Source organism: Streptomyces sp. NPDC046866 (assembly GCF_040704625.1).
Classification (GTDB): Bacteria; Actinomycetota; Actinomycetes; order Streptomycetales; family Streptomycetaceae; genus Streptomyces.
The window spans coordinates 104,479-130,710 of record NZ_JBEYXN010000015.1; the positions used below are offsets into that span (position 1 = coordinate 104,479).

At 75.0% G+C, this 26,232-nt stretch carries 22 protein-coding genes, 1 tRNA gene and 2 pseudogenes; 13 read left to right on the top strand and 12 right to left on the bottom strand.

Annotation, left to right across the window (positions count from 1 at the left end; all coding sequences use genetic code 11):
• Positions 1-78: 78 nt before the first annotated feature.
• Positions 79-1,830, top strand: a complete 1,752-nt coding sequence (gene treZ, locus AB0953_RS21990) for a malto-oligosyltrehalose trehalohydrolase (protein ID WP_366861205.1) — start codon at positions 79-81, stop codon at positions 1,828-1,830.
• A 27-nt stretch (positions 1,831-1,857) separates the two neighbouring features.
• On the opposite strand, the gene AB0953_RS21995 is transcribed toward treZ, so the two are convergent.
• From AB0953_RS21995 to AB0953_RS22005, 3 genes are all read right to left on the bottom strand, one after another.
• Entirely contained in the window at positions 1,858-2,982 is a 1,125-nt protein-coding gene (locus AB0953_RS21995; RefSeq protein ID WP_366861206.1) for an aminopeptidase P family protein, read from the bottom strand.
• 86 nt (positions 2,983-3,068) lie between these two features.
• On the bottom strand, positions 3,069-3,584 hold the full coding sequence (locus tag AB0953_RS22000) for a hypothetical protein (RefSeq protein ID WP_366861207.1): 516 nt from the start codon (positions 3,582-3,584) through the stop codon (positions 3,069-3,071).
• 84 nt (positions 3,585-3,668) lie between these two features.
• The gene (locus AB0953_RS22005; RefSeq protein ID WP_366861208.1) at positions 3,669-4,520 is read right to left on the bottom strand and encodes a LysR family transcriptional regulator; all 852 of its coding nucleotides are present in this window, start codon (positions 4,518-4,520) and stop codon (positions 3,669-3,671) included.
• Positions 4,521-4,597: 77 nt separating this feature from the next.
• On the opposite strand from AB0953_RS22005, the gene AB0953_RS22010 reads away from it, so the two are divergent.
• Together AB0953_RS22010 and AB0953_RS22015 are read left to right on the top strand one after the other, a co-directional pair.
• Positions 4,598-5,380: a hypothetical protein gene (locus AB0953_RS22010; RefSeq protein ID WP_366861209.1), complete on the top strand. Its 783-nt coding sequence runs from the start codon at positions 4,598-4,600 to the stop codon at positions 5,378-5,380.
• A gap of 79 nt (positions 5,381-5,459) precedes the next feature.
• A tRNA-His gene (locus AB0953_RS22015) sits at positions 5,460-5,532 on the top strand.
• 69 nt (positions 5,533-5,601) lie between these two features.
• Here the strand turns inward: AB0953_RS22015 and AB0953_RS22020 are convergent.
• Positions 5,602-6,357 (bottom strand): alpha/beta hydrolase, encoded by a 756-nt coding sequence (locus tag AB0953_RS22020; protein WP_366861210.1) that lies wholly within the window; start codon positions 6,355-6,357, stop codon positions 5,602-5,604.
• 283 nt (positions 6,358-6,640) lie between these two features.
• Positions 6,641-8,701 (bottom strand): phosphocholine-specific phospholipase C, encoded by a 2,061-nt coding sequence (locus AB0953_RS22025; protein ID WP_366861211.1) that lies wholly within the window; start codon positions 8,699-8,701, stop codon positions 6,641-6,643.
• Between the two features lie 607 nt (positions 8,702-9,308).
• On the opposite strand from AB0953_RS22025, the gene AB0953_RS22030 reads away from it, so the two are divergent.
• The 7 genes and pseudogenes from AB0953_RS22030 to AB0953_RS22060 all read left to right on the top strand — a co-directional run.
• The gene (locus AB0953_RS22030; RefSeq protein WP_366861212.1) at positions 9,309-10,331 is read left to right on the top strand and encodes a 3-oxoacyl-[acyl-carrier-protein] synthase III C-terminal domain-containing protein; all 1,023 of its coding nucleotides are present in this window, start codon (positions 9,309-9,311) and stop codon (positions 10,329-10,331) included.
• Positions 10,328-11,098, top strand: a complete 771-nt coding sequence (locus tag AB0953_RS22035; RefSeq protein WP_366861213.1) for a glycosyltransferase — start codon at positions 10,328-10,330, stop codon at positions 11,096-11,098. Before AB0953_RS22030 ends, AB0953_RS22035 begins: the two co-directional genes overlap by 4 nt.
• Positions 11,098-12,690, top strand: coding sequence for a class I adenylate-forming enzyme family protein (locus tag AB0953_RS22040; RefSeq protein ID WP_366861214.1), 1,593 nt, complete (start codon positions 11,098-11,100; stop codon positions 12,688-12,690). The genes AB0953_RS22035 and AB0953_RS22040 overlap by 1 nt, the downstream gene beginning before the upstream one ends.
• Complete coding sequence (locus AB0953_RS22045; RefSeq protein WP_366861215.1) at positions 12,687-14,210, top strand: cytochrome P450; 1,524 nt, start codon at positions 12,687-12,689, stop codon at positions 14,208-14,210. Before AB0953_RS22040 ends, AB0953_RS22045 begins: the two co-directional genes overlap by 4 nt.
• Entirely contained in the window at positions 14,207-15,139 is a 933-nt protein-coding gene (locus AB0953_RS22050; protein ID WP_366861216.1) for an NAD(P)-dependent oxidoreductase, read from the top strand. The genes AB0953_RS22045 and AB0953_RS22050 overlap by 4 nt, the downstream gene beginning before the upstream one ends.
• An 82-nt stretch (positions 15,140-15,221) precedes the next feature.
• Positions 15,222-15,590, top strand: a complete 369-nt coding sequence (locus AB0953_RS22055) for a hypothetical protein (protein WP_366861217.1) — start codon at positions 15,222-15,224, stop codon at positions 15,588-15,590.
• A 136-nt stretch (positions 15,591-15,726) separates the two neighbouring features.
• Positions 15,727-15,853: pseudogene (locus AB0953_RS22060) on the top strand (IS5/IS1182 family transposase); the annotation flags it as partial.
• Between the two features lie 64 nt (positions 15,854-15,917).
• Here AB0953_RS22060 and AB0953_RS22065 read toward each other — a convergent pair.
• On the bottom strand, positions 15,918-16,688 hold the full coding sequence (locus AB0953_RS22065; protein WP_366861218.1) for a hypothetical protein: 771 nt from the start codon (positions 16,686-16,688) through the stop codon (positions 15,918-15,920).
• A gap of 514 nt (positions 16,689-17,202) precedes the next feature.
• A pseudogene (locus AB0953_RS22070) lies at positions 17,203-17,469 on the bottom strand (DUF4135 domain-containing protein); the annotation flags it as partial.
• Positions 17,470-17,656: 187 nt separating this feature from the next.
• On the opposite strand from AB0953_RS22070, the gene AB0953_RS22075 reads away from it, so the two are divergent.
• Entirely contained in the window at positions 17,657-18,631 is a 975-nt protein-coding gene (locus AB0953_RS22075) for a hypothetical protein (protein ID WP_366861219.1), read from the top strand.
• A 32-nt stretch (positions 18,632-18,663) separates the two neighbouring features.
• A complete protein-coding gene (locus AB0953_RS22080) occupies positions 18,664-19,401 on the top strand; it encodes a hypothetical protein (protein WP_366861221.1) in 738 nt (245 codons plus the stop codon).
• Here the strand turns inward: AB0953_RS22080 and AB0953_RS22085 are convergent.
• Genes AB0953_RS22085 through AB0953_RS22100 form a run of 4 tightly spaced genes read right to left on the bottom strand, consistent with a single transcriptional unit; the run spans position 19,359 to position 23,203 of the window.
• Complete coding sequence (locus AB0953_RS22085) at positions 19,359-20,000, bottom strand: ATP/GTP-binding protein (RefSeq protein WP_366861222.1); 642 nt, start codon at positions 19,998-20,000, stop codon at positions 19,359-19,361. The two genes, AB0953_RS22080 and AB0953_RS22085, sit on opposite strands and share 43 nt — an antisense overlap.
• Positions 19,987-20,433, bottom strand: a complete 447-nt coding sequence (locus tag AB0953_RS22090) for a DUF742 domain-containing protein (protein ID WP_366861223.1) — start codon at positions 20,431-20,433, stop codon at positions 19,987-19,989. Before AB0953_RS22090 ends, AB0953_RS22085 begins: the two co-directional genes overlap by 14 nt.
• Positions 20,433-20,837 carry a roadblock/LC7 domain-containing protein gene (locus AB0953_RS22095; protein ID WP_366861224.1) on the bottom strand — a complete coding sequence of 135 codons (405 nt, stop codon included), beginning with the start codon at positions 20,835-20,837 and terminating at the stop codon, positions 20,433-20,435. The genes AB0953_RS22090 and AB0953_RS22095 overlap by 1 nt, the downstream gene beginning before the upstream one ends.
• Positions 20,834-23,203, bottom strand: coding sequence for a sensor histidine kinase (locus tag AB0953_RS22100; protein WP_366861225.1), 2,370 nt, complete (start codon positions 23,201-23,203; stop codon positions 20,834-20,836). Before AB0953_RS22100 ends, AB0953_RS22095 begins: the two co-directional genes overlap by 4 nt.
• Positions 23,204-23,542: 339 nt before the next feature.
• On the opposite strand from AB0953_RS22100, the gene AB0953_RS22105 reads away from it, so the two are divergent.
• Positions 23,543-23,803, top strand: a complete 261-nt coding sequence (locus AB0953_RS22105; protein ID WP_366861226.1) for a hypothetical protein — start codon at positions 23,543-23,545, stop codon at positions 23,801-23,803.
• A gap of 55 nt (positions 23,804-23,858) precedes the next feature.
• On the opposite strand, the gene katG is transcribed toward AB0953_RS22105, so the two are convergent.
• Positions 23,859-26,084, bottom strand: a complete 2,226-nt coding sequence (katG, locus tag AB0953_RS22110; RefSeq protein ID WP_366861227.1) for a catalase/peroxidase HPI — start codon at positions 26,082-26,084, stop codon at positions 23,859-23,861.
• Positions 26,085-26,232: the final 148 nt, after the last annotated feature.

The following is a 26,232-nucleotide window of genomic DNA, read 5'->3' on the forward strand; positions in this document are numbered from 1 at the left end:
CCGGCCATCGCGCGATGATGGGGTGCAGCACATGGCCAGGCACACGTTCCGGTAGCACCGCTGACGAGGGGACCGTCCGTGCAGTTCGAGGTGTGGGCACCGCTGACGGACCGGGTCGCGCTGCGGCTCGGCGACACCGCGTACGAGATGGCGCGCGATCCGGACCGCGGGGGCTGGTGGGTCGTCGAGGCCCCGGCCGCGGACGGGGACCGCTACGGCTTCCGGCTGGGCGACGACCCGGCCGTACGGCCCGATCCGCGCGGCCGGCGGCTCCCGGACGGTCCGGCCGGGCTCTCGGCGGTGGTGGACATGGAGTCGACGGTGCCGGCCTCGCCCTCGCCCCCGCCCGGCGTGCCGCTGCAGGACGCGGTCCTGTACGAGCTGCACGTCGGGACCTTCACCGCGGAGGGCACCTTCGACGCGGCCGCGGCCCGCCTGCCGCACCTGGTCTCGCTCGGGGTCACGCACGTGGAGCTGATGCCGGTCTGCCCGTTCCCCGGCCGGCACGGCTGGGGGTACGACGGCGTCGCGCCGTGGGCGGTGCACGAGCCGTACGGCGGCCCCGGCGGGCTCGCCCGGTTCGTGGAGGCCGCCCACGCCGCGGGCCTGGGGGTGGTGCTGGACGTGGTCCACAACCACCTCGGCCCCTGGGGCAACCACCTGCCGGCCTTCGGCCCGTACTTCACCGACACCCACCACACCCCGTGGGGCGCGGCGGTGAACCTGGACGCCCCCGGCTCGGACGAGGTGCGCGCGTACCTCGTGGGCAGCGCCCTCGCCTGGCTGCGCGACTACCGGATCGACGGGCTGCGCCTCGATGCGGTGCACGCGCTGGCCGACGAGCGGGCGCTGACCTTCCTGGAGGAGCTGTCGGCGGCGGTGGACGCGCTGGCCGCCGAGTCCGGCCGCCCGCTGTTCCTGATCGCCGAGTCGGACCGGTGCGACCCGGGGACGACGACCCCGCGCGCCGCGGGCGGGCAGGGCCTGCACGCCCAGTGGAACGACGACTTCCACCACGCCCTGCACGCTGCCCTGACCGGCGAGTCCCAGGGCTACTACGCCGATTTCGCCGAGGCCCCGCTCGCCGCCCTGGCCAAGACCCTGACGCGGGCCTTCTTCCACGACGGCACCTGGTCCTCCTTCCGGGGCCGCACCCACGGCCGGCCCGTGGACCGGCGCCGCACGCCCGCCCACCGGTTCCTCGGCTACGGCCAGACCCATGACCAGATCGGCAACCGGGCGCTCGGCGACCGGCTCTCCGCCTCCCTCGCGCCCGGGCTGCTGGCGTGCGCGGCGGCCGCGGTGCTGACCGGGCCGTTCGTGCCGATGCTGTTCATGGGCGAGGAGTGGGGGGCCGGCACGCCCTGGCAGTACTTCACCGACCACCCCGACCCGGGGCTCGCGGAGGCGGTCCGCACGGGCCGCAGGCGGGAGTTCGCGGCCCACGGGTGGCAGGCCGAGGAGATCCCGGACCCGCAGGACCCGGCCACGCGGGACCGGTCCTGCCTGGACTGGACCGAGCCGGAGCGCGACCCGCACGCCCGCCTGCTGGCCTGGTACCGCACCCTGGTCGGGCTCCGGCGCAGCCACCCGGACCTGCGCGACCCGGACCTGGCCGCGGTGCGCGTGGCGTACGACGAGGAGCGGCGCTGGCTGACCTTCCGGCGCGGCGACGTACGGGTGGTGCTGAACCTCTCCGACGGGCCCGCGACCATCGCGCTGGGCCGCAACGGCGTACGGGTGCTGGCCTCCTGGGAGCCGGTGGAGCACCCGGGCCCGGACGGCCGGCTCCACGTCCCGGCGCGGACGCCGGTGCTGCTGGCGCCGTAGCCCCGGGACGGGCGACGGCGGCCGCGGCTACTCGACCACCGCCAGCTCGCGCGGAGCGTTGTTGAGGCTGCGGCCGCCGTCCTCGGTCACGGTGACGATGTCCTCGATGCGCACGCCAAAGCGGCCGGGCAGGTAGATGCCCGGCTCCACGGAGAAGCACATCCCGGGCACCAACGGCTGCTCCTCGCCCTCGACCATGTACGGCGGCTCGTGGGTGGTGACGCCGATGCCGTGGCCGGTGCGGTGGACGAACCGGTCGCCGTACCCGGCCTCGGTGATCACGGCGCGGGCCGCGCGGTCCACGTCCTGGCAGGCGATCCCGGGGCGGACCGCGGCCGAGGCCGCCCGCTGGGCCTCGCGGACGACGTCGTGGACGCGCTGCTCCTCGGCGGTGGGCTCGCCGACGTGCACGGTGCGGGAGATGTCGGAGCCGTAGCCGTGCTTGAGGCCGCCGAAGTCCAGGACGACCATGTCGCCGCGGGCGATGACCCGTTCGCCGGCCTCGTGGTGCGGATCGGCGCCGTTGGGGCCGGAGCCGACGACGGTGAAGTCGACCCGGGAATGGCCGTGTTCGCGCAGCAGTTCCGCCAGGTCCGCGGCGACCTCGCGCTCGCGCCGGCCGGCGAAGGGCAGGTCGAGGATCCGGGCGTAGGCGGCGTCCGCGGCCGCGCCGGCCGCCGCGAGGCGCTCCAGCTCGCGCGGGTCCTTGACGGCGCGCAGCATGGGCAGGGCGTCGGTCAGCGGGGTGTACGAGATCCCGGGCAACTCCCGCCGGAGGCGGAGCAGATGGAGGGCCCAGGCGTTGTCGCTGACGGCGAAGCGGCCGCCGGCCGGGAGGTGCTCGGCGGCGATCCGGTACGGGTCCTTCCCGTCGGCCCAGTCACGCAGGCCCAGCGCGGCCGCGCCCGGGGCCGCGGCGGCGTCGGCGGCCTCGAGCGCGGGCACGACGAGGACGGGGTCCCGGTCGGCGGCGAGGACGAGCAGGGTCAGCCGCTCGGTCTCGGCGGGCGGCCGGTATCCGGTGAGGTGGACGAGGTCCGGCCCGGGCGCGACGAGCACCCCGTCGAGCCCGGCCTCGGCCGCGGCCTGCAGGGCGGCGGCCATCCGGGCGGCGTGGTCGGCACAGGTGAAGGGTTCGGGTGCGAGGTCCATGCGGTGATCCTCCCGCCGCGGACGGCCGGGCGCGAGGGGTGTCGGCCGCGGAGCCCCGCGGCAGCCCGCCGCGGGACCACGACGGTTCAGGTGCGGCAGCGCCGCGCGTAGTACTGCCAGGTCAGGGCGGTCAGCAGCGGGCCCCACAGGACGAACAGGCCGCTGGTCACGGCGGCGAGCAGCGCCCACCACCCGTTGGCGAAGCGCGGTCCGGCCACGCCCGCGAGGCCGAAGCCGGAGAGGACCCAGTCGGCGAGCAGGGCCAGGGCTCCCAGGGAGGCGAGGACCGCCGGGACGAGCACGGCCGCCGGGCGGACGGGGCGGCCGCCGGCCAGCGGGACCCAGCGCGGCACCACCTCGCCCCAGCCGCGTACCAGGGCGAAGCAGGACAGCGCGGCGAGCTCCGAGAGGATGCTGAGCCCGAAGACGTACGGCACGGACAGCCAGAGGGAGTCCGGGACGAACCCGTCGGACTGCAGCCCCATCGGGAAGTGGAAGGCGAACGGCAGCCGCCACAGGCACACCGGGAGCATCAGCAGCGGGATCGCGCGGGCGACCCGTTCGGCCCAGCGGGGCACCGGGCGCATCGTCGTATCGGTCATGGGACCACCTTCGGCGGCGGGGCGCCTCAGGTCGTCGGTCCGTGGTGGTCACCGGCGCTCCCCCGTCCGGGGGAGCCGCCTCCGCTACGGGGCTGACGCGGAGGTGAGGCGGGCGGCGAGCGCGGCGGCCGCGCCCGTGGGGGCGCCGGGGAGGAGGAGTTCCGTACGGTGCACCAGGCGCGGGTCGGCCAGCGGTACGGCCGCCCCCGCGCCGGCGGCCTCGGCGATCCGGCGGGGCAGCAGGGCCAGGCCGTGCCCGGCGGCGGCGAGGGCGCACAGGGCGTGCAGGTCGGTGCCCTCGTAGCGAAGGGCGGGGGTGGTGCGGACGGCGGCGGGGGTGAGGCCGGCGTCCGGGGCGTCGAGCCAGCGCGCGTCGGCGAGGTCGTCCAGCCGGACCGAGGGCCGACCGGCGAAGGGGTGGCCGCCCGGGAGCAGGACGGCCAGCTCCTCCTCGCCGATGCCGGTGACGGTCAGCGGGGCCACGTCGGGCAACCGGAGCGGGTCGCTGACGGCGGCGAGGCCGTCGACGAGCCCGAGGTCGCAGCCGCCGGTGGCGACGGCGGCCGGCACCTCGCCGCGCGGCAGTACCCGCAGCTCGACCCCGGTGGCCGGCAGCGCCGCGAGCAGCCGGGGCCCGACGGCGAGCGCAGACGCGGCCAGGGTGACCCGCCCCGGCGGCGCGGCGGCCAGCCGCAGCACGTCGGCGCGGGCCGCGTCGAGCCGCAGCAGCAGCGGCCCTGCGTGCTCCAGCAGCCGCACCCCGGCCGGGGTGGGCTCCACGGGGCGGCGGGTGAGCAGCTCGGTGCGCAGATCGCCCTCGAGGGCGGCGATGTGCTGGGAGACTGCGGACTGGGTGTAGCCGAGCTCGCGGGCGGCGGCGGAGAACGAGGACAGCCGGGCGACGGTGACGAAGGTGCGCAGGAGGTGCGGATCCATGGTCATCAGCCTCGCTTATCGCAGGTGCAGGAACAATCGTTGGCGCTGAAGGCGGGGGCGCCCCCAGGATGATCCGCATGACGACAGCGAACACCGACCCGCTCACGCCCGCCTCCCCCGTCGCCCGGATCGCCCTCGTCGGCGACCGCTCCCCGCACGTGACCTCCCACGTCCGGATCCCGGTGCTCTTCGACGCGCTGGCCGACCGCGACGGGCTCGTCCTCGACGCGTACTGGATCCCCACGGCCGACGCCGAGGCGGAGGCGGCCTCCGGGGTGCTGGCCCGCTTCGACGCGGTGTGGGTGCTGCCGGGCAGCCCGTACGCCAGCGAGGCCGGGGCGCTGGCCGCGATCCGCGTCGCCCGCGAGGAGGGCATCCCCTTCCTCGGGACCTGCGGCGGGTTCCAGCACACCCTGCTGGAGTACGCCCGCTCGGTGTGCGGGCTGACCGGGGCCGCCCACGCCGAGAACGACCCCGACGGCGAGGACCTGCTGATCGCGCCGCTCGCCTGCTCGCTCGTCGGGCACGAGGGCCTCGTACGGGTGGAGCCCGGCACGCTGGCCGAGTCCGTGCTCGGGGCCGAGCGGAGCATGGAGCGCTACCACTGCAACTACGGCCCCGACCCCCGGCACCTGCCGACGCTGACCGCCCACGGGCTGCGGCTGACGGGGCACGACGAGGACGGGCAGGTCCGGGTCGCGGAGCTGCCGGGCCACCCGTTCTTCCTGGCCACGCTGTTCCAGCCGGAGCTGCACGGCGACGGGACCCGCCCGCACCCGATCGTGAAGGCGCTCGCGGCGGCCGCGGTCGCGCACGCCGCCGGGCGCACCGGGCGGGAGGCCGTCGCCCTCACCGCGTGAGACGGCGCGGCGCGGGACCACCCCGCTGATCGGCTATGCTGTGCATGCACATCGAACGGGCGGTCCGCCGCCCGTCGTGGTGGGTGTAGCTCAGCTGGTAGAGCACCTGGTTGTGGTCCAGGTGGCCGCGGGTTCGAGTCCCGTCACTCACCCTGTGGGTCCTGTAGGGCGCGAGGTCTTCCTCGTGCCCTACAGGCGTTTCCGGGCGGCGCAGCCGCCGGTCAGCTGCGCAGGAAGTCCTCGACCGCTGTGACGAAGGCCACGGGCACCTCGTGCGGCGGGTAGTGGCCGGCGCCGGGCAGCGGGTGGACCCGGCAGTTCGGGTACGACACCTGCCAGGTGGCGCGCATCACCTCCGGGGTGAGCGCGAGGTCGTACTCCCCGACGAGGACCAGCACCGGGACGGTGCTGCCCTTGACGGCGGCGGACAGGTCCAGCGGCTGCCAGCTCTCCAGGTACGCGCCGAAGGCCTCGGGGCGGGAGACGGCGAGGGAGTGCCCGACCATGCGGTTCAGCCAGTGGCCGCTCGCGCGGTGGCCGGTGACGAGGTCGAGGATGGTGCGCCGGTTCTCCGGGCTGTGGGCCGCGCCGCGGAAGAGCGCGTGGGTGGCGTCGTCCATCTCGTACGGGGCGGCCGGGACCGGATTGATGCCGATCAGCTTCTCGACCCGCTCGGGGGCTCGGACCAGGACCTGCTGGATGGCCTTGCCGCCCATGGAGTGGCCGATGAGCGAGAAGGCGTCCCAGCCGAGCTCGTCGGCGAGGGCGAGGACGTCGTCGGCGATCTCGGGGACGGTGTAGCGGCCCTCGACGTCCCGGCGGTCGCCGTAGCCGCGGTAGTCGAGGAAGGCGTACGAGAACCCCTGCGGGTCCAGGTGGTCCAGCACGGAGCCCCAGTTGGCGGAGGTCCCGAACCAGTCGTGCAGCACGATGGCGCGGACGGGTCCGGTGCCGATCCTGCGGTGGGCGATGGCCATGCGGTCTCCCTCGTGACGGGTGGCGGGGTCGCGGTGCGGGCGGTGCGGGTGGTGCGGCGGACACGGCGGGCCGGTGGCGCCGCCGGAGCCGCCGCCGGAGCCGCCGCCGTACGTTCTGCCCACCGCACCCGCCCCCACACCGCCCCGGCGTCACACCACCGCGCACGCGGTGCCCCCGAAGTCCGCCACGACCCGCAACTGCCGGGCCCCGCGCCCGCGAAGCCGACGCGTGCGTCGACCGCGCGGGCGCCGTGCAGGCGGCAGCCGCATTCACCCGAACGGGTCAGACGGTCCTGAGGGCCGGGTCCGAGAGGCTCGGGGCGCCCGTTTCGACGTGGCCGGCGAAGCGGCGCAGGAAGGTGCTGTCGAGGTCGGAGACGACCTTGACGTCGTACCAGCGGGACGAGGCGCTCAGGTCCACCGTGTGCGAGGCGGTGGCGCCCGCGGCGACGCGGAGGGTCTGGGAGGCGCCCCCGTAGGCGTTGGTCACCGTCAGGTTGACCGCGGTGGAGCCGGAGTTCGCCAGCGTCAGCAGCAGGTTGCCGGTGGCGGCGTCGTGGCGGGCCGTGACCTCGGGGCCGGCCTTCTTCGCGGGGCCCTTCCAGGTGCGCAGGAAGCCGTTCGGTCCCCAGACCGTCAGGTCGATCCGGTTGCCGGTGGAGCTGCTCGTCGACCAGGTGTCCGAGAGCGTCTTGCCCGCCTCGACCGTGTAGGGCCACGGGCCGTCCGTGCGGTTGCCCGAGGTGCTGTGGAAGTGCGCGCCCAGGGTCGGCCCGGAGGAGAAGGTCAGGGTGAACTTGCCCGTGGAGACGGTGGCCCTGCCGTCCACGTACGGGGCGTAGCCCAGCGCGCGGGCCGGCTTGGAGCCGGCCTCCTGCTTCGGCAGGGTGCCCGTGGCCGGCGGGACCGGGTGGTAGGAGGGGTGGGCGTTGTGGTCCGGCGGGAGGTAGCCGGCCGTGGAGGGCAGGGACGCGGGCGTCGCGTCGGCCCGGGTGAAGTCGAAGGCCGAGGTCAGGTCGCCGCAGACCGCGCGGCGCCACGGCGAGATGTTGGGCTCCTGCACCCCGAACCGCTTCTCCATGAACCGGATCACCGAGGTGTGGTCGAAGGTCTCGGAGCAGACGTAGCCGCCCTTGCTCCACGGCGAGACCACGATCATCGGCACGCGCGGGCCGAGGCCGTAGGGACCGGCCGTGTAGCCGCCGCCCCCGGCGTAGAGGTCGCGCGTCACGTCCGCCGTGGACAGGCCCCAGGCGGAGGACGCCGGCGGGTACGGGGGCACGACGTGGTCGAAGAAGCCGTCGTTCTCGTCGTAGGTGATGAAGAACGCCGTCTTCGCCCACACCGCCGGGTTCGCTGTCAGGGCGTCCAGGACCTGCGAGATGTACCAGGCGCCGAAGTTGACCGGCCAGTTCGGGTGCTCGCTGAACGCCTCGGGCGCGGCGATCCAGGACACCTGCGGGAGCGTGCCGTTGACGACGTCGGCGCGCAGCCGGTCGAAGTAGCCCTCGCCCGCCTTGGCGTTGGTGCCCGTACGGGCCTTCTCGTACAGCGGGTCGCCGGGCTGGGCATTGCGGTAGCTGTTGAAGTACAGCAGGGAGTTGTCGCCGTAGTTGCCGCGGAACGCGTCGCCGATCCAGCCCCAGGAGCCGGCGGCGTTCAGGCCGTCGCCGATGTCCTGGTAGACCTTCCAGGAGATCCCGGCCGCCTCCAGGCGCTCGGGGTAGGTCTTCCAGCCGTAGCCGGCCTCCTGGTTGCCGAGGACGGGGCCGCCGCCGGTGCCGTCGTTTCCGGTGTGGCCCGTCCACATGTAGTAGCGGTTGGGGTCGGTCGCGCCGATGAAGGAGCAGTGGTAGGCGTCGCAGACCGTGAAGGCGTCGGCGAGGGCGTAGTGGAACGGGATGTCGTTCCGGGTCATGTACGCCATCGTCGTGGCCGTCTTGGCCGGCACCCACTTGTCGTACTTGCCGTTGTTGTAGGCCTGGTGGCCGCCGGCCCAGTCGTGGTTCAGGCCCTCGACGAACTGCATCCCGAGGTCGTTCACCTGCGGGTTGAAGGGGAGGATGTCCTTCGTCCCGTTGGACTGGTAGAAGACGGACTTCCCGTTGTCCTGGAGCACCGGGCGCGGGTCGCCGAAGCCGCGGACGCCCTTCATCGTGCCGAAGTACTGGTCGAAGGACCGGTTCTCCTGCATCAGGACGACGATGTGCTCCACGTCCTGGATGGTGCCGGTGGTGACCTGGGCGGGGATGGCGGCCGCCCGCGCGATGCTCTCGTTCAGCATCGCCGCGGCGGCGCTGCCGCCGGCTATCTGCAGGAACCGGCGGCGGTTGAGTTCAGCCATGGATGACGACCTCTGCGGGGTGAGGGGGTGTCGAGGGGCGCCCCAAGGACAGCGGGTCCGGGGTACCGGCCGGGGATCAGACCGTGACGCCGCGCGGTACAGCGGGAGAACGGCGTGTGCTCCGCGGGCGCCGGGCGGTTGCGCTGCGCTGCCGCTGCGTTGCCCTGCGCCTGCACTGCGCTGCACTGCTCGATCGACCTCCCGAGGACCGTCTGCGTGGGGACGCGGCGGACACGCGGACACGGCGGAGCCCGGATTGCGTGGCGGGCCGTGCGGTGGGCGGCCCGCCGGTGGCTCCGCCGGGGGAACGGTACGGGGAACCGGCCGCGGCCAACAGTGCGCCGTTGCAGCGGACTTGGTGCGCGCGGCCAGGCGCGGCCCGGCCGGGTGCCCGGCGGAGCCGTGGCTGCGCCGCAGACCCCGGGCCTGAAACGCCGGCGGCGCTGGAATGGCCGGGCCCCGTCTCGGGAGGGGCGGCTGGGGTTGTCGTCGCGGCCTTGGAAGCGCGTGGTCGGGGGCGGCTACTCAGGCGGGATGGGGGTGTGGCGGGGGGCGGTTGAGCATGCGTACTCAGGTTCGGGGGGTGGCCGCTTGCCAGGGTGGGGGCATGTTCCTTCAGTCGTCGTCCGATGTCCCGCGCGCCGGGATAACCGCCGTCGGCAGCGTGCTGCCGGACCGGGCCGTCTCCTCGGAGGCGCTCCAGCAGGAGCTGGCGCGGCGCAGCGGGCTCGCGCTGCCGCCGAGGCTGCTGGCCCAGGCCACCGGCATCCGCTCCCGCCGCGTCGCCCCCGACGGCGTGTACGCGTCCACCCTCGCCGCCGCCGCGGGCCGCCGCGCCATGGCCGCCGCCGGGCTCAGCGCGCCGGACATCGACCTGCTGCTGTTCGCCTCCGCGTCCCGCGACATGGTCGAGCCGGCCACCGCCCACATCGTCCAGGCGGAGCTCGGCACCCGGGCCCACGCCCTCGACGTCACCAACGCCTGCAACAGCTTCGTCAACGGCATCGACCTCGCCCGGGCGATGATCCTTGCCGGGCGGGCCCGGCGGGCCCTGGTCGTCACCGGGGAGACCCCGAGCCGGGCCGTGCAGTACGAGCCTGCCGGCACGGCCGAGCTGCGCGCCGGCTTCGCCGGGTACACCTTCGGCGACGCCGGCGCGGCCGTGGTCGTGGAGGCGGTGGAGCGCGGCGGGATCCTGGACGTGGACACCGAGACGCACTCCGAGCACTGGGAGGTCGGCGGGATCCCGGGCGGCGGATCGCGCCACCCGCGCGGGGACGCGTACACCTACTTCCGCGGCGACGGGCACGAACTGCGCACCGTGTTCGAGAAGACCGGCACCGCGGTCATCGACCGGACCCTGCACCGCACCGGCCTGGACTGGGACGGCTTCGCCCGGGTCCTCGTGCACCAGGTGACGGTGCCGTACCTGGAGCGGTTCGCGGAGCTGACCGGGGTGCCGGCCGGGAAGCTGGTGGTCACCGTGCCCGAGCTCGGCAACGTCGCCAGCGCGAGCATCGGCGTGCAGCTCGACCGGGTCTTCCCCGAACTGGCTCCGGGCGAACGGGTCATGTGCGTGGGGCTGGGCGGCGGGATCAGCATCATGACGATGGTTTGGGAGAAGTCGTGAGCGGCAACCGGCCGGTACCGGCCGCGGCGCACGACCTGTGGGTGGTGGTGCCCGCCCACCAGGAGGAGGCCCGGCTGGCGCAGACGCTCCGGGCGCTCGCCGCGCAGCGCGACCGGGACTTCACCCTGCTGGTCGTCGACAACGCCTCCACCGACGGGACCGCCCGGGTGGCACGGGAGTTCGCGGCCTCGGCGCCGTTCCCGGTCCACGTCCTCGAGGAGCCGGAGAAGGGCGTCGGCTCCGCCGTGGACACCGGCTTCCGGTACGCGATCGGCCGCGGCGCCGCCCTGCTCGCCCGGACCGACGCCGACTGCCTGCCCCGGCCCGGCTGGACGGGCGCGGCCCGCGCGGCGCTGACGGCCCGCCCGGGGCTGGTGTGCGGGCGGGTCACCGCCCGGCGCGACGAGCACGGGCCGCTCGGACGGGCCGGCTTCGCCGTGCTCGTCGCCCTCGCCGCCCTGTTCGGGCGGCTGCGGCCGCAGCACGCCCGCCGCCACGGCTTCCGCGCCCCGTACCGCATGCACGCCGGGAACAACATGGCGATCACCGCCGAGCTGTACCTGGCCGTCGGCGGCATGCCGCGGCGGCCCTCGCCCACCGACCGGCTCTTCCTCAACGCCGTACGCCGCCGCACCGACCGGATCAGCCGCTGCCGGGCCATGGTCGTGGAGAACTCCACGCGACGGCTGCGGGCGTACGGCATCGCCGGCACCGCCCGCTGGTACCTCGACCGGGGCAGCGGCCCCCACGGAACGGACCCCCGCTGATGCTCGACCGACTCGACCACGCCCTGCGCACCGTCCGCCCCGAGCGGGCCGCCGTACTGACCGCGAGCCGGAGCGGCGCGCCGCGGATCCGGGTGCGGCGCGGCGAACTCGCCGACCTGGCCGACGCCTTCGCCGCGGCCCTGCACGCGCGCGGGCTGCGGCCCGGCGACACCGTCGGCGTCGCCGTACGGCCCGGGCCGCGGGCCCTCGCCGTGCTGCTGGCCCTGTGGCGGCTCGGGCTGCGCGGAGCGGTCCTCGACCCCGGCGCCGGGCCCGACGTGCTGCGGGCCCGGCTCGCGCTGGCCCGGCCCTCGCTGGTGCTGGCCGACGCCGCCGCCCAGGCGGTCGCCGGCTGGGCCCGGCCGCTGGCCCGCCGGGCCCGGCTCGAACTGCCCGACCTGGCCGGGCTGGGCGGGCCGGTGGCCACCGTCGGGCCGCGGCTGCCGGGGTGCGCGCCCGGGCTGGACCTCGGGGCGCGGCGGGCCGGGGTACCGGGGGCGCGCGGGGCGGAACCGGACCCCGAGGGCGATGCGGTGATCGTGTTCACCTCGGGGACCACGTCGAAGCCGCGGGCCGTGGTGCACACCCGGGCGAGCCTGGCCGCGGGGATGGACACGGTGAGCGCCCTGTTCGCGGACGGGGGGCCGGCCGCCGGGGCCGCGGCTGCCGCTGCGGGGGCGGGGGCGGGGGCGGGGGCTGCGGCGCCCGTGCTCGGCGGGACCTTCTTCGTGCTGGTGCCCGCGCTCACGCGGGGCGCGCCGGTCGCCCTGCCGGCCCGCTCCCCGCGCGTCCTGGCCCGGCAGCTGGACCGGCTGCGGCCCGCGGACACGTACCTGACGCCGCCGCAGCTGCGGGACGCGCTGCGCGCCGACGCCCGCTTCCACGGGCGGGTGTGGACCGGCTCGGCGCCGGCCCCCGCGGAGCTGCTGGGCCGCGTTCGGGAGGCGGGCGCCGGACAGGCGTGGGGGGTGTACGCGCTGACCGAGCTCTTCCCGGCCGCGGCCGTCGAGGCGGGCGAGAAGGCCGCGTACGAAGCCGAGGGCCGCGGCGGCGACCTCGTCGGGGCGCCGCTGCCGGGCGTGAGCGCCAAGGCCGACGAGGACGGGCAGCTGCTGCTGGCCGGTCCGGCGGCCCGGCACCGGTACCTGGGCGAGGAGCCCGACCCGTGGGTCCGCACGGGAGACCGCGCACGGCTGGACGGCTGCGGCCGCATCGTGCTGGAGGGAAGGACGAAGGACATGGTGCTGCGCCGGGCGGAGAACATCTACCCGGGCCTGTACGAACCCGGGCTCCACGTGCCGGGGGTGGAACTGGCCGTGCTGGTCGGCATACCGGCGGACGGGGGTGCCGGTGGGGCCCGTGGGGCCGGTGGGGTGGCAGGGGACGAACGGCTCGTGGCGGTGGTCCAGCCGCGCCCCGGGGCGGCGGTGCCGCAGCTGCGTGCCGCGCTGGCCGGCCCGCTGCGCCGGATGGGCTCGGCGCGGCCCGACGCCGTCCTTTTCGCGGAGGTCCCGCTGGCGGGGCGCTCCCGCAAACCGGACCGGGCGGCTGCCTCGGCCCTGGCGGCGGCGCGGCTGCGGGGCCGGCGATGAGCGCGGCCGGGAACCGGGCGGCCGGGACGGCCGCGGCGCGGCGCCGCGACCGCCGGGTGTACCTCCGCAGCCACCCGGTGCTGTTCGCGCTGCTCGCCGCCACGCGCGGGCGCGGGGTGCGCCGGCTCGGGCGGACGGTTCTGGTCCACGACGCCGGCGCCTACCGGCAGGCGCTGACCCGCCTGCCGCTGGACCGTACGGCGGCAGGCACCACCGGCGGCGCCGCGCGCGAGGCGCTGGCCGGGGCGGGCGCCCCGGGCGGCGGGGTCCTGTTCGACCAGGAGGGCAGCGGCCACCGGGCCGGCCGGCGCGGCCTCGCCGAGGGGCTGGGCGCGGCCGGGGTGGAGGAACTGCGCGCGCTGTGGCGGCCGTTGCTGGAACGCCGGCTCGCCCCGCTCGCCGACGGCGGCGAGGTGGACCTGGTGGCCCTGGCCCGGGAGCTGTCCGGGACGGTGGTCTGCGCCCTGCTGGACTCCCCCGCCGACCCGGCGGAGGTGGCCCGCGCCTGTGCCGGGGCCGCCTCGGCCTCCATCCGCGCCCACCTGCCGGGCCCGCCCCGCCCGGGCGCCCGCGCCCGGGCCGCCGAAACGGCCCGCACCCTACGGGCGTTGCTGGCCCCGGCCACGCCCGGCAGCCCGGCCGACTCCCCGGCCCGAGCCGCGGACACCACACCGGCCGACACACACCCGACCCCTGACGGCTCGGCCCCCGTCAGGGGCGCGAAGCCGGGCGCGCACGTGACCGTACCGACGCCCGCGCAGCAGCCCGCGGGCCGAGCCGCCGGCACCGCGCCGGACCGCACACCGCCGGCCCCGGCCGAGGACGCCAATCCGGCCGCACACCCGACCGCAGCGCCGCCCGGGCAGCACGCACCGGGCCCGGCCGCGGACACCGCGGCGGACCACACGCAGCCAGACCCGGACGCGCTGGCCCCAGGCCTGCCGGGTGGGGTCGCGGGTGCCGGCCGGCAGGGCTGCGGTCGCCGTGGCGGGGGGCCGGACGCGGCGGCCGCGGGGCCGGGGTGGGACGGGGCGCTGGCCGCCATGGTGGCGGTGGCCGCCGTCAACACCAGCGTGGCCGCGGTGCCGCGGGCCGCGGCGTGGTGTGCCGATGCCGGTTTGTGGGGGCAGGCCGCGGATCCCGAGGTGCTGCCCCGGCTGGTGGACGAGCTGCTGCGGGTCACCGCGGCCTCGCCGCTGCTGCCGCGGGTGGCCGCCGCCGACGGGCGGGTCGGGGGATGCCCGGTCCGGTCCGGCGACCGGCTGCTGCTGGTCGCCCGGCATGCCGCCCGGGCGCACCGGCGCGATCCCGACGCGCTCGACCCTGCCCCGGCCGCCGAGGCCCGACTGGTGTTCGGCGCCGGCCCCCACGCGTGTCCCGGCGCGCGGCTGGCCCGGGCCCAGCTGGCCGACGTACTGGCTGCGCTGGCCCCGTACCGGCCGCGGGTCGTGCGCGCCCGGGTGGACCGGCAGGCGGCCCTGCCGGGCTGGCGGGTCCTGACCGTACGGGCCGCGTCATGACCCGGATCGCGGTGACGGGGGCCGCCGGCTTCTGCGGCGGGCACGTGGCGCGGGCCGCGGCGGCGGCCGGCGCCGACGTGGTCTGCGTGGGGCGCCGCCCCGGGCCCGTCGGCGAGCACCGCTACTGGGACGCCGCCCGGACGCTGCCGGACCTCGCCGGGACGGACGCGGTGGTGCACTGCGCGGCGGCGGTCGGGGATCCGGCGCCGGGCTCGCCGGCCGAGGCGGAGATGCACGCGGTCAACGTGGCGGGCACCGAGCGGCTGTTGGCGGCCGCCGGGGGCCGGCCGGTGGTGTGGGTGAGCAGCGCGAGCGTGTACGACCCGCGGCAGGACCGCAGCCTGGTCCGCGAGGACCATCCGCGGGGCGGCCACCTGAACGCGTACGGCCGCACGAAGGCTGCGGGCGAGGCCCTCGCCCTGGCCGCGGGGGCGGTGGTGCTGCGGCCGCGGGCCGTCTACGGTCCGGGCGACACCACGCTGCTGCCTCGGATCGTGTCCCGGGTGCGGGCCGGGACCCTGTTCCTGCCGGGGCCGGACGTCCCGCTCAGCCTGACGGCGGTGGAGAACCTGGCCGGGGCGGCGCTCGCCGCGGCCGGGTGGGAGCCGGGGGCGTACAACGTGGCCGATGCGGAGCCGTACCGGCGGGACGCGGCCGTACGGTGGGTGCTGCGGGCCCACGGGATCCGGGCCCGGATCCGGCACCTCCCGCTGGGGGCGGCCCGGGCGGCGGCCCGGGCGGCGGAGGCGCTGGCCCGAGGGGGCGAGCCGGCGCTGAGCCGGTACGCGGTGGACCAGCTGGCCCATCCGGTCGTCCTGGACCTCACCCGTTCCCGTGCCCAGGGCTGGACCCCGCACCGCACCCTGCCGGACTACCTGTCCACCCTGCCGGGCGGTCGAGGGCACGGCCGGGGCTCCGGGGACGGCTGATCCTTCCGGACGCCCCTTCCCTCCACCGCACCCCGACTACGCTTGCCGTGGTCACGACCAAGGTCGAACGAGGGGGACGCCCATGCCGTACGAGACCGGCGCGAAGGTGAAGCTGACCCGGGAGGTGCAGGTCACCTCGGACGGCACGGCGGCCGGGGCCGGTTTCGCCGGTCCGCTGTTCCTGGCCGAGGGCCTGGAGGGCATCGTCACGGGCTCCGCCGGGGAAGCCGGCGGCTTCGCCCGGGAGCACGAGGTCCTCGATCAGCAGATCCGCGAGGGCCGGTTGAAGGGATTCACGGCCGACCTGGTCGAGCAGCTGCGTCAGCAGGTCGTCGGACAGGCCTTGTACGGCACCGGCGCCGGAGTCGGCACCGGGATCCGGTACAGGGTGCGCTTCGAGAACGGGTTCGTTCTCGACGGCCTCGGAGAGGACTGCCTGACCGCAGCCTGAGCGCCGGACCGGCGCGCCCGTCCGGCCCTCCTCACGTCCTTCCTTGGGGAGTGCCGGTTGGGGTGGGTGGGGTGGCGGGTGTGCACGATGGCCGGTGACGGACCAGGCTGCGCACCGCGAGCGGCTCCGCCGGCTCGGTGGCCGTCCGCCGGCCTTCGACCGTGAGGCCCACAGGCAGCGCAACACCGTCGAGCGGTGTAGCAACAGGCTCAAGCAATGGGGGCGGTCTGGCCACCCGCTACAACAAGACCGCCACCACCTACTGTGCCGGGCCCTGCATCGCCGCCGTCTTTCTTCTGGTCAGCGAGATGATCCGAGAGGAACTGCTCAGCCCGGGTAGGAGATCGAGCCCAGCGGCGGGCAGGGGATGAGTGTGGTGTCGGCGCCGGGGCGTTCGACGAAAGCGCGGGCCTCGGCGGCCTGCTGCCGCCGGGAATCCAACTCGTCGGCGTGCCAGGCGTCGCGCTGGGCGCGGGGAAGGTCCCACGAGTCGTCGATGAGACTGAGACTGGTGTTGCCGGAGCTGCGCAGGAACTCCGCCTTCAGGGCGGCCTGCCGCAGTGCGGTCTGGGTCGCCGCGAGATCGAGGCGGGTGATCAGGACGCCGGGGGTGTTCGGCTCGCGGGTCGGCATGGGGGCCTGCGGGAGCAGTGACACCCCGGTGTCGAGGCGGCCGATGTTGTCGACGCTCGCCGTCTGGGCCTCCCTCGACATGGTCTGCATTTCCCCGTGCAGCCAGAAGAACTCGTCGAGGTCGGCCTGGGTGATCCGCATCCGCTGGTACAGGGCTCGGAAGCGGGGATCGCCGTGCAGCGGCCGCACGGGGGGGCTGTGGAGCGCCACGCAGTCGTTGAAGCCGGCTCCCACCGCGGCGTCGAGGTGGAAGAGGACCTGGTCCGCCTGTCCGCGCGCGACGGCCATGCCGGCGAGGCCCGCATGGCCCGCGGCGGCGAGCCACGCGGCGTCGGGGCCGAGCGCCCCGGCGCGCGCGACGACGTCCTGCAGGCCCGCGGTGCCCGCTGCGGCGAAACCGTGGGTCAAGGACGCCACCAGCAGTTCGTGGACGCGGGTGGCCAATGAGTTGACGGTGTCGGCCATGGATCTCCTCGGACCTCGGTGGTGGTGAAGAGCGAAAGGGGTGTCGGGTCTGCGTCAACCCCTGGGGATGACGGGTGGACGGGGTGAGCGGTTCCTGCCCGCCCGTGGCCGGGCAGCGCCCCGCCCGTGCCCGCGCCGTGCCGGTCGGGCCCTGGCCGTGCCGGTCGGGCCCGTCGGGGCCCGAACGGCGCTCCCCTCCGGCCGGTCGGCGGGGCTCGGTTCCCCCGCGCCTGGCCTCGTTCGTCTGCGGCCACCACCCTGCCGCCGCCACCCGCCCGCCCCTAGGGACGAACGCGCAGAAGGACCGGCGGCCCGTGCTGCCGCTCCTTCCCTGGCGGAGGGTGGTGTACAGGCGGGTGGAGCGGGCGATCAGCCGGCCGGGGCTGGTGGCCCAGCGGGCCAGCAGGCCGCCCTCGCCGAGCAGTTCGCCCCGGTGCGCGGCGATCGTGTCGTATCCGGCGCGCTGGGGTACGCGCCGCCGTCGCCGCCGCCGAGGGCAAAGAACGTCCATGGCGCCGTTGTCGCCGATGAGCAGGCTCGGCAGCAGGCAGCTGCGGTACACCGAGGCGGCCAGGGCGTCGGCCGCCGGGTCGGCCCCGCAGGTCACGGCCGTCGGCAGGCCGGAGTGCAGCAGGGTCTCGGCGTCCACCGGGACCGGCTGGTCGCCGCCGGCGATGACGTTCTCGTCGTGCATGTCCACGCCGTCGAGCGCGTAGTCCAGCAGCTCCGCCGCCGCCTCGGCGGCGTACGTGCAGCACTGGCCGAGGATGCGGGCCAGCACCGGATAGCGGGTGAAGGGCTCCGCCAGCCCCTGCCGGGTGCCCAGCAGCGCGAGGAAGGCCTGCGCCGTACGTCACAGCCTGGTCTGAACTTGGCCGTTTGCGCTCCCCGGCCGGAACCGCCCGGTGTACGGTCATCGTCTCCGGCGAGGGGGCCGGAAAGCCTTGGGGACGGGGGCTGAGCCGTACATGAGCGGTGGGTTTCGCTATCGGGTGGAGCGGGTCGCACTGGCCCTGATGGCCGCGTCGGGCGTGGTGGTGCTCCTCGCCGACCTCTTCGGGTGGCTGGACGCGCTGGCGCCGGGCGGCGCACTGCCGAAGGTCACCCTGCTGATCCTGAGCACGGTCACGGTCTTCCTGCTGCTGGAGATCGACCGGCTGCGCAAGCTCGACGACGTGCAGGAGCGGGTGGAGGCCCTGGACAGCAGCGTCCACAGCCGCGTCGAGGCCCTGGACGGCAGGGTGCAGGCGCAGGTGGCGCTCCTGGGCGCGGGCATCCAGGAGAAGGTCACGGACATGGACGCGCACATGCAGGCGCACCTGTCCAAGCTCGACATCGACGCCATGTCGCAGCGCCTGAAGGACCAGCACTACGGCGGCGTGGTCAAGGTGCACCGGCGCTTCCCGGAGGAGGAGTTCATCGGGTACGTGGAGGACACCGGCCAGGAGGTGGCGATCCTGCAGACCTGGATCCCGAACCTGCGCCACCTCGAGGAGGCCCTCGTCAAGGCCCTGGTGGCGCAGCAGGTACCGGTGCGGATCCTGCTGCTGGACCCGGCCTCGCCCGTGGCCGGCTTACGCAACGAGGCGCTCAAGGACGTGCTCGACCCCGCGCTGGCCGAGGACGTCAAGGCCAGGGTGGAGGGCTGTCTCGCCGGACTCGCCAGGATCCACCGGCGTCTTGCGCCGGGTGCCCATCCGCGGCTCCAGGTGAAGGTCTACAACTCCCTGCCGTCCATCGCCGTGTTCAAGGCCGACGAGCGCTACCTCGTCAGTTCGTTCCTGCACGGGCAGCTCGCCGTCGACTCCACCCAGATAGAGGTGGACGGCGCGCACACCCTGATGGGCCGCGAAGTGCAGGAGGAGTTCGACACACTGTGGAGCATCGGTGTCGACGTGGACCTGCCCGACTGGCGTACGTCGCTCGACAACAACCGCAGATGATCGGAACGGACGGAAAGGCACGGGTACGGCTCATGCACGCACTGGACGATTTCGAGGACTCCCTGATCGAGCGGTTCAAGGAACACCCGGTACTGGCGAACGTCGCCCAGCTGCAGGACGAGGACTTCACCGCTCTGCTCCTCCAACGGCGGTTCGTGTCGCTCGCGTTCACCCCGTCCTACGATCTGGCCATCGACCTGCTGCGCGACGAGGCCGGGCTGCGCATCGCCCGGGTGATCCTGCGCGAGGAGTACCCGGACGGCCACGGGCACACCCCCTCGCACCGCGAGGACATGGTGCAGGACCTGCTCCGGCTGGGCGTCGGCCGCGAGGCGCTGGTGGCGTCGAGACCGACGGCGCAGACGAAGCGGGCCATCGGCGAGGCGTTCGAGCTGATCGCGGAGGCGGGCGGCCACGACGACGCGGACCTGCGGCTGCTGACGATCCTGCGGTTCTGGGGCGAGGTCCTGGTCTCCGTGGAGTACGAGAAGCTGTGGGGCCGGATGGCTCCGCTGCTGACCGACGGCGCCGGCCGCAACCGCTCCCGCTTCTACCACCCGCACCTGGTCCACGACGCGAAGACGCACTCCCTGGCCACGGTGTCCCTGCTGTCCGGCAGCCACTCGGACCGCCTGGCGACCCGGGTGACCGAGCTCCTGGCCCGCGAGGACTCCTCCGACTGCTTCCGCGAGGCGGAGGAGCGCGCCCTGGGCCTGAAGCTGGCCTTCTACGACCAGTTCCTGCCGGCCCTGGACCGCATCGCGGTCTGAGCGGTCGAGAGCGCGGGCTGCCCGGGCTCGGCCGCGGCGATCAGCCGGTCGAGCAGGGACACCAGGACGCCGCGGACGTCGGCGCGTTCGCGGGCGTCGAGCATCAGGACGGGGGTGTCCGGGTCGCGCAGGTGCAGGGCCTGCGCGATCTCCTCGGCGGTGTACGGCTGCACCCCGTGGAAGCAGTTCGCGCCGATCACGAAGGGCAGGCCGCGGCTCTCGAAGAAGTCCACGGCGGGGAAGCTGCGGTCCAGCCGCCGGGTGTCGACGAGCACGACCGCGCCCAGGGCGCCGTTCAGCAGGTCGTCCCACATGAACCAGAAGCGCTCCTGGCCCGGCGTGCCGAACAGGTACAGGACCACCCCGGCGTCGGCGAGGGTGAGGCGGCCGAAGTCCATCGCCACGGTGGTGACGGCCTTGGACTCGATCCCGTCGAGGTCGTCGACGCCCACGCCCGCCGCCGTCAGCCGCTCCTCCGTGCGCAGCGGCTCGATCTCGGAGATCGTCTCGACCAGGGTGGTCTTGCCGACTCCGAATCCCCCGGCGATGAGGATCTTGACGGGGGCCGCCTGGGGGGCGGGGGTCTCATATCCGGGCAAGGTTGTCCCTGATTCTCCTGAGCAGGTGGACATTGGTGGTCTCGGCGCCCTCCAGGGGCGGCCGGTGGTGGATCAGCCCGCGGTCCGCGAGCTCGCCGAGGAGCAGCGTCATCGGGGTGAGCCGGATGTGCATGCGCGCGGCGAGCTCGGCGACCGCCCGCCCGTCGGGCGCCGGGCACAGGGCCAGGACGGCCCGCCACTCGGTGGGCAGGCCGCTGTCGGCGTCCGGGTCGACCGCCGCGGTGATCGTGGTGTCCATGGTCAGCGCGGTGCACGGGGCGGCGGTGCGGCCGTCGGTGAGGGCGTACAGCCGCGTCCGGCGCGCGGTCCGGGGCCGGGGCGGCGGTGCGGGCCGCACCGGCTCCTCGGCCTCCCGCGGCGGCTGCGACTGCGCCTGCGCCTGCGCCTGCGACTGCGGATCGTCGTCGGGCATTACGAGGAGGCGGGCGACTGGCCGCGCTCGGGGGTGCCCAGCCATTCGCCGAGCGCCTGGGCGGTCCGCACGGCCTCGCCGCCCAGTTCGCCGAGGCGGGCCTTGCGGGAGGTCACCACGATGAGGGTGCTGCCCTCCCCGCACGCGACGATGCAGAGGTACCGGTCGTCGGTCTCGACCAGCTGGCGGATGACCTGTCCGCCCTCGACCTCCCGCGATATCGCCTTCATCGTGGCCGCGACCCCGGAGGCCGCGGCGGCCATGCGCTCGGCCCGGTCCCGGTCCAGCAGGTAGGAGCTGAGCCCGATCCCGTCGTTGGACAGGAGCACGGCTCCCTCGATGCCGGCGATCCTGCTCAGGTTGTTGTCCAGGACGCTGTAGATCACGTCGTTGTTCGTCGTCATGGCTGATCCCGTCGGAGCTCTTCTTCCACTGTCTGGGTCCCCTGTTCGTAGTCCGCCCAGGCGTCGGCGACCTCTTCCGGGGTCGCGCCGTCCTGGCCGGGGCCGGGCTCCGGCGTCCGCGGTCCGCGGAGCCGTTCGGTCATGTGCGTCTGCGGGACGCGCTGGGGCAGGCCGGGGCGGGCCGCGCCGTCCGGGGGCGCGGTCGCGGCGCGGGCCCCGGTTCCGGGCTCGCGTACGGGTCGCAGCGCGGGCGCCGCGATCCGGGCCGGCAGGAGCTCGGACTTCCGCTCCGGCTCCTGCTCCGGCTTCGGCTCCGGCTCCGGCTCCGGTCGCGGGGTGCGCTCCGGCGCCGCGGCGCGCGGTCCGGGCAGGGCGGCGGGTACCGGGGCCGGCGCCGCCGGCCCGGGCTCCCGTACGGGCCCGCCCGCGTCCGCGAGCAGCCTGTCGGGCAGGATCACCACCGCCGAGGTGCCCCCGTACACCGAGCGGCGCAGGGTGACCGTGGCCCCGAGCCGGTCGGCGAGGTGGCCGACCACGAAGAGGCCGAGGCGGTGGGCGTTCTCGGCGAGGACGGAGTACGGCGGGGCGGTGTGCAGGCGCCGGTTCATCTCCTCGTAGCGCTCGCCGCTCACCCGCGGCCCGCGGTCCTCGACCTCGACGGACAGCCCGTCGGCGACGAGTTCGGCCCGGATGACCACCTTCGACCGCGGCGGGGAGAACCGGGTGGCGTTGTCCAGCAGCTCCGCGAGGAGGTGGCTGATCTGGCTGATGACCTGCGGTTGCACGCTGGCCTCGTCCAGGGCCTGGCGCTCGATCCGGCGGAAGTCCTCGACCTCCGCGGCGGCCTCGCGGAGCAGGTCGGCGATGCGCATGGGCTCGGTGTGCGGGTCGGGGACCTCGCCGCCCGAGAGGATGAGCAGGTTCTCGACCTGCCGGCGCATGCCGACCGTCAGCTGGTCGGAGCGCATCAGCTGGGCGAGCAGCGCCTCGTCGTGGCCGAAGGCGTCCTGGATGTCCTCGGTGAGGCTCAGCTGGCGGCTGACCAGGTTGCCGGTGCGCGAGGCGATGCCGGAGGCGAACATGCCGAAGCCGTGGCGTTCGGCGGCGAGCTGCCGGTGTCCGTCGACGGAGACCGCGACGACCCGGGCGAAGGCGTCGCTGATCCGCCCGACCTCGTCGCGGATGCCGCGGACGGCGGGCAGGGCGTCCTCGTCGATGCTCTGGCCGCGGTGGAGGCGGGCCACCACGTCCGGCAGGGTCTGCTCGGCGACGGCCACCGTGCGCCGGTGCAGGCCGTTCAGGCGGCGCAGCACCGAGCGCGTCATCAGGACGACGGCGGCCACGACCAGCAGCAGGGCGGCGGCGCTGGTGCCGACCAGCCAGGCGACCTCGGTCTGGAGCTCGTCCGCCTTGGCCGCGCTGCGGATGAGGACGCCCCGGGCGCGGTCGATGTTGAGGGCGGCCATCTGCACGGAGAAGTTGTCGTGCGCGGCCCGCCAGCCGCCGACGTCGGCGGGCAGCCTGATGCCGTTCTCGGTGTCCTTGTGCTCGGAGATGACCGCGTTCTCGATGCGGGTCTTCGTCTGCCAGTCGGGCGAGGCGGTGATGCGTTCGTAGAACGTACGGTCGCCCTCGGGCAGGTACGGCACGACCCAGGTCTCGTACAGGTAGCGGTGGGCCCCGACGGCGCCGGTGAACTGGTCGAAGCCGGCGGTGCTCAGCTCCCTGGACGGCCCGGCCAGCGCCAGGAGGGTGTCCTCGCGCGCGAGCATCTCGGAGGCGGAGAGCATGGAGACCACGGGGCGGCTCGCCTCGGTGAGCTCGGCGTCCTCGGCGTGGCTGAACTCCTGCTGGTACACCCGGATGATCTCGTTGATCACCGTGGTGTAGTAGCCGATCGTGCCGTCGGGGGTGCCGGTGCGGGCGTCCGTGCGCTCGCGGTAGCCGGTCAGGTCGGCCAGGCGCCGGGCCACTCCGCCGAGGGAGTCGGCCGAGGCCGGCTGGGCGGCCAGGGCGCGGAGTTCCGCCGCGGCGCGGTCCGTGGCGGTGCGGCGGCCGCGCAGCTCCTCCTCGGAGCCGGGGGTGCCGGCCCAGCGGGCGGCCGTGGCGGTCCGCTCGGCCTGGAGGTCGACCATGAGGGTGTAGAGCGGGACGCCGATCCGCTCGCTGGCGGCCACGTCGGCGCGCAGGTGGGCCGACTGCGCCAGCAGCCGTTCGGCGGTGAGGGCGCTCTGGGCGCCCATCGCCACGGTGGGGACGACCGCCAGCCCTATGAGCAGCGTCCGCAGGCGCACGGTCCGCCGGCGCACGGTCCGCCGCCGGCTCGGGGGCGGCGCCGGGGCGCCTTCGGGTTCGGTGGCAGACATCGGTCCTCGGGACGGCGGGGGACGGACGGGCGGCGGGACGGGGAGGTGGAAGGGCGCAATCAGGGCCAACGGAGGGCGCGCGCCGATCATATCCAGCCAAGACAAAGAAACGGATAGTCAGATTCCGCTCCAGTTGGGCGCTATTGCGGCGCCTTGGGCCCTATGGGTGCACGAGTTGTTGCCAACCGGAGTCCGAATCGGTATCGGAGCGGTGCCGGGGCGGCGTCCGCGCGGTGCGCGCATGTGCGGGTGCGCCGGTTCGCGTGCTGTCCGCGTGGTTCCACGGGGTGTCCCGCCCGGATCCGCCGCTGCGGCGCCGCGGCGGCCTACGGTCTACCCATGAGCGAGATTGTGGTGGTGTACGAGCTCGACCAGCCCTCCGCAGCGCACGCCCCGGGGCGTACCGTGCGCGTGCACGCGGCCCCCGCCTCCCTGGGCCGGCCGTCCGCGCCCGGCCCGCGGACGTACTGCGGCCGGGACACCTTCGCCATGGCGCCGGCCCCGCGCCGCGCCGCCGAGGACCCCGGAGTCCCGTGGTACGCCCCGGAGTCCGCGGAGCTGGTGTGCGCGTCCTGCGACGCGGCCGTCGGCAACGACTGAGGGCGCCCGGGCCGGCCCCTGCGGGCCGGCCCGGACGCCCTGTGGCCGGGGCCGGTCAGACGAGGTCGAACCGGTCGAGGTTCGACACCTTGACCCACGCCGCGACGAAGTCCTTCACGAACTTCTCCTTGGCGTCGTCGCTCGCGTACACCTCCGCCAGGGCCCGCAGCTCGGAGTTGGAGCCGAAGACGAGGTCCGCGCGGGTGCCGGTCCACTTGAGCTCGCCGGTGGCGGCGTCGCGGCCCTCGAAGGTGTGCGCGTCCTCGGACGTCGCCGTCCACGTGGTGCCGAGGTCGAGCAGGTTGACGAAGAAGTCGTTCGTCAGCTGCCCGGGGGTCTCGGTGAGGACGCCGAGCTGCGAGCCCTGGTACGTGGCGCCGAGCACGCGCAGGCCGCCGACCAGGACGGTGAGCTCGGGGGCGCTCAGGTTCAGCAGGTTCGCCTTGTCCACCAGCAGGTACTCGGCGGGCAGGCGCTGGCCCTTGCCGACGTAGTTGCGGAAGCCGTCGGCGCGCGGTTCGAGCGCGGCGAAGGACTCCACGTCCGTCTGCTCCTGGGAGGCGTCCACGCGACCCGGGGTGAACGCCACCTCGACGTCGTGGCCGGCGTCCTTGGCGGCCTTCTCGACGGCCGCCGCGCCCGCGAGGACGACGAGGTCGGCGATCGAGACGTGCTTGCCGCCGCTCTGGGCGGAGTTGAAGGCCTCCTGGATGTCCGTCAGGACGCGCAGCACGCGAGCGAGCTGGTCGGGCTCGTTGACCTCCCAGCCGATCTGCGGCTGCAGGCGGATGCGGCCGCCGTTGGCGCCGCCGCGCTTGTCGCTGCCGCGGAAGGACGACAGCGCCGCCCAGGAGGTGGAGACGAGCTCGGCCACCGACAGGCCGGAACCGAGGATCCGCTCCTTGAGGGCGGCCACGTCCGCCGCGTCCACGAGCTCACCGGTGCGCTGCGGCAGCGGGTCCTGCCAGACCAGCTCCTCGGAGGGGACCTCGGGGCCGAGGTAGCGCGCGATCGGGCCCATGTCGCGGTGGGTCAGCTTGTACCAGGCGCGGGCGAACGCGTCGGCGAACTGCTCCGGGTGCTCCAGGAAGCGCCGCGAGATCTGCTCGTACGCCGGGTCGAAGCGCAGTGCCAGGTCGGTGGTGAGCATGGTGGGCAGGTGCTTCTTCGACGCGTCGTAGGCGTCGGGTATGACCGCCTCGGCGTCCTTGGCCACCCACTGGTGGGCGCCGGCCGGGCTGGAGCCGAGCTCGTACTCGTAGCCGAAGAGGTTCTCGAAGAAGTTGTTGCTCCACCGGGTCGGCGTGGTGGTCCACGTGACCTCGAGGCCGGAGGTGATCGTGTCGGCGCCCTTGCCGGAGCCGTACGAGCTCTGCCAGCCGAGGCCCTGGGCCTCCAGCGGGGCCGCCTCGGGGTCGGCGCCCACGTGGTCGGCGGGGCCGGCGCCGTGGGTCTTGCCGAAGGTGTGGCCGCCGGCGATGAGGGCGACGGTCTCCTCGTCGTTCATCGCCATCCGGCGGAAGGTCTCGCGGATGTCGCGGGCCGCGGCGATCGGGTCCGGATTGCCGTTGGGGCCCTCGGGGTTGACGTAGATGAGGCCCATCTGGACGGCACCGAGCGGGTCTTCGAGCTCGCGGTCGCCGGAGTAGCGCTCGTCGGCGAGCCAGGTGGTCTCGGGGCCCCAGTAGACGTCCTCGTCCGGCTCCCAGACGTCGGCGCGGCCGCCGGCGAAGCCGAAGGTCTCGAAGCCCATGGACTCCAGCGCCACGTTGCCGGCGAGGATCATGAGGTCGGCCCAGGAGATGGCCTGGCCGTACTTCTTCTTGACCGGCCACAGCAGGCGGCGGGCCTTGTCGAGGTTGGCGTTGTCCGGCCAGCTGTTCAGCGGCGCGAAGCGCTGCTGGCCGGCGCCGGCGCCGCCGCGGCCGTCGCTGATCCGGTAGGTGCCGGCGCTGTGCCAGGCCATGCGGACCATGAACGGGCCGTAGTGGCCGAAGTCGGCGGGCCACCAGTCCTGGGAGGTGGTCAGCACCTCCGCGATGTCCCGCTTGACGGCCGGGAGGTCGAGGGTGTTGAACGCCGCGGCGTAGTCGAACTCCTCGCCGAGGGGGTTGGCCACGGCCGGGTTCTTCGCGAGGATCTTCAGGTTGAGCCGCTCCGGCCACCACTGGCGGTTCCCGCCGCCCTGGGTCGGGTGCGCGGCGCGGCCGTGCGCCACCGGGCAGCCGCCTGCGCCCTCCGCCGACGCCTCTACCACGGTTGCATCCTGCTTCTCAGACATGGACGTCCTTCCGAACTGAGCGGATCACGGATCTCAAGAGCTGAGGGCGGTGGTGGTGCGGTACCTGCACGGTGCCGGACACGGGATCGGGGACGCCTTCCGCCGCAACGGGCCGGCTCCGCCGGCGTAAACCGGTCCCGAGACGCCC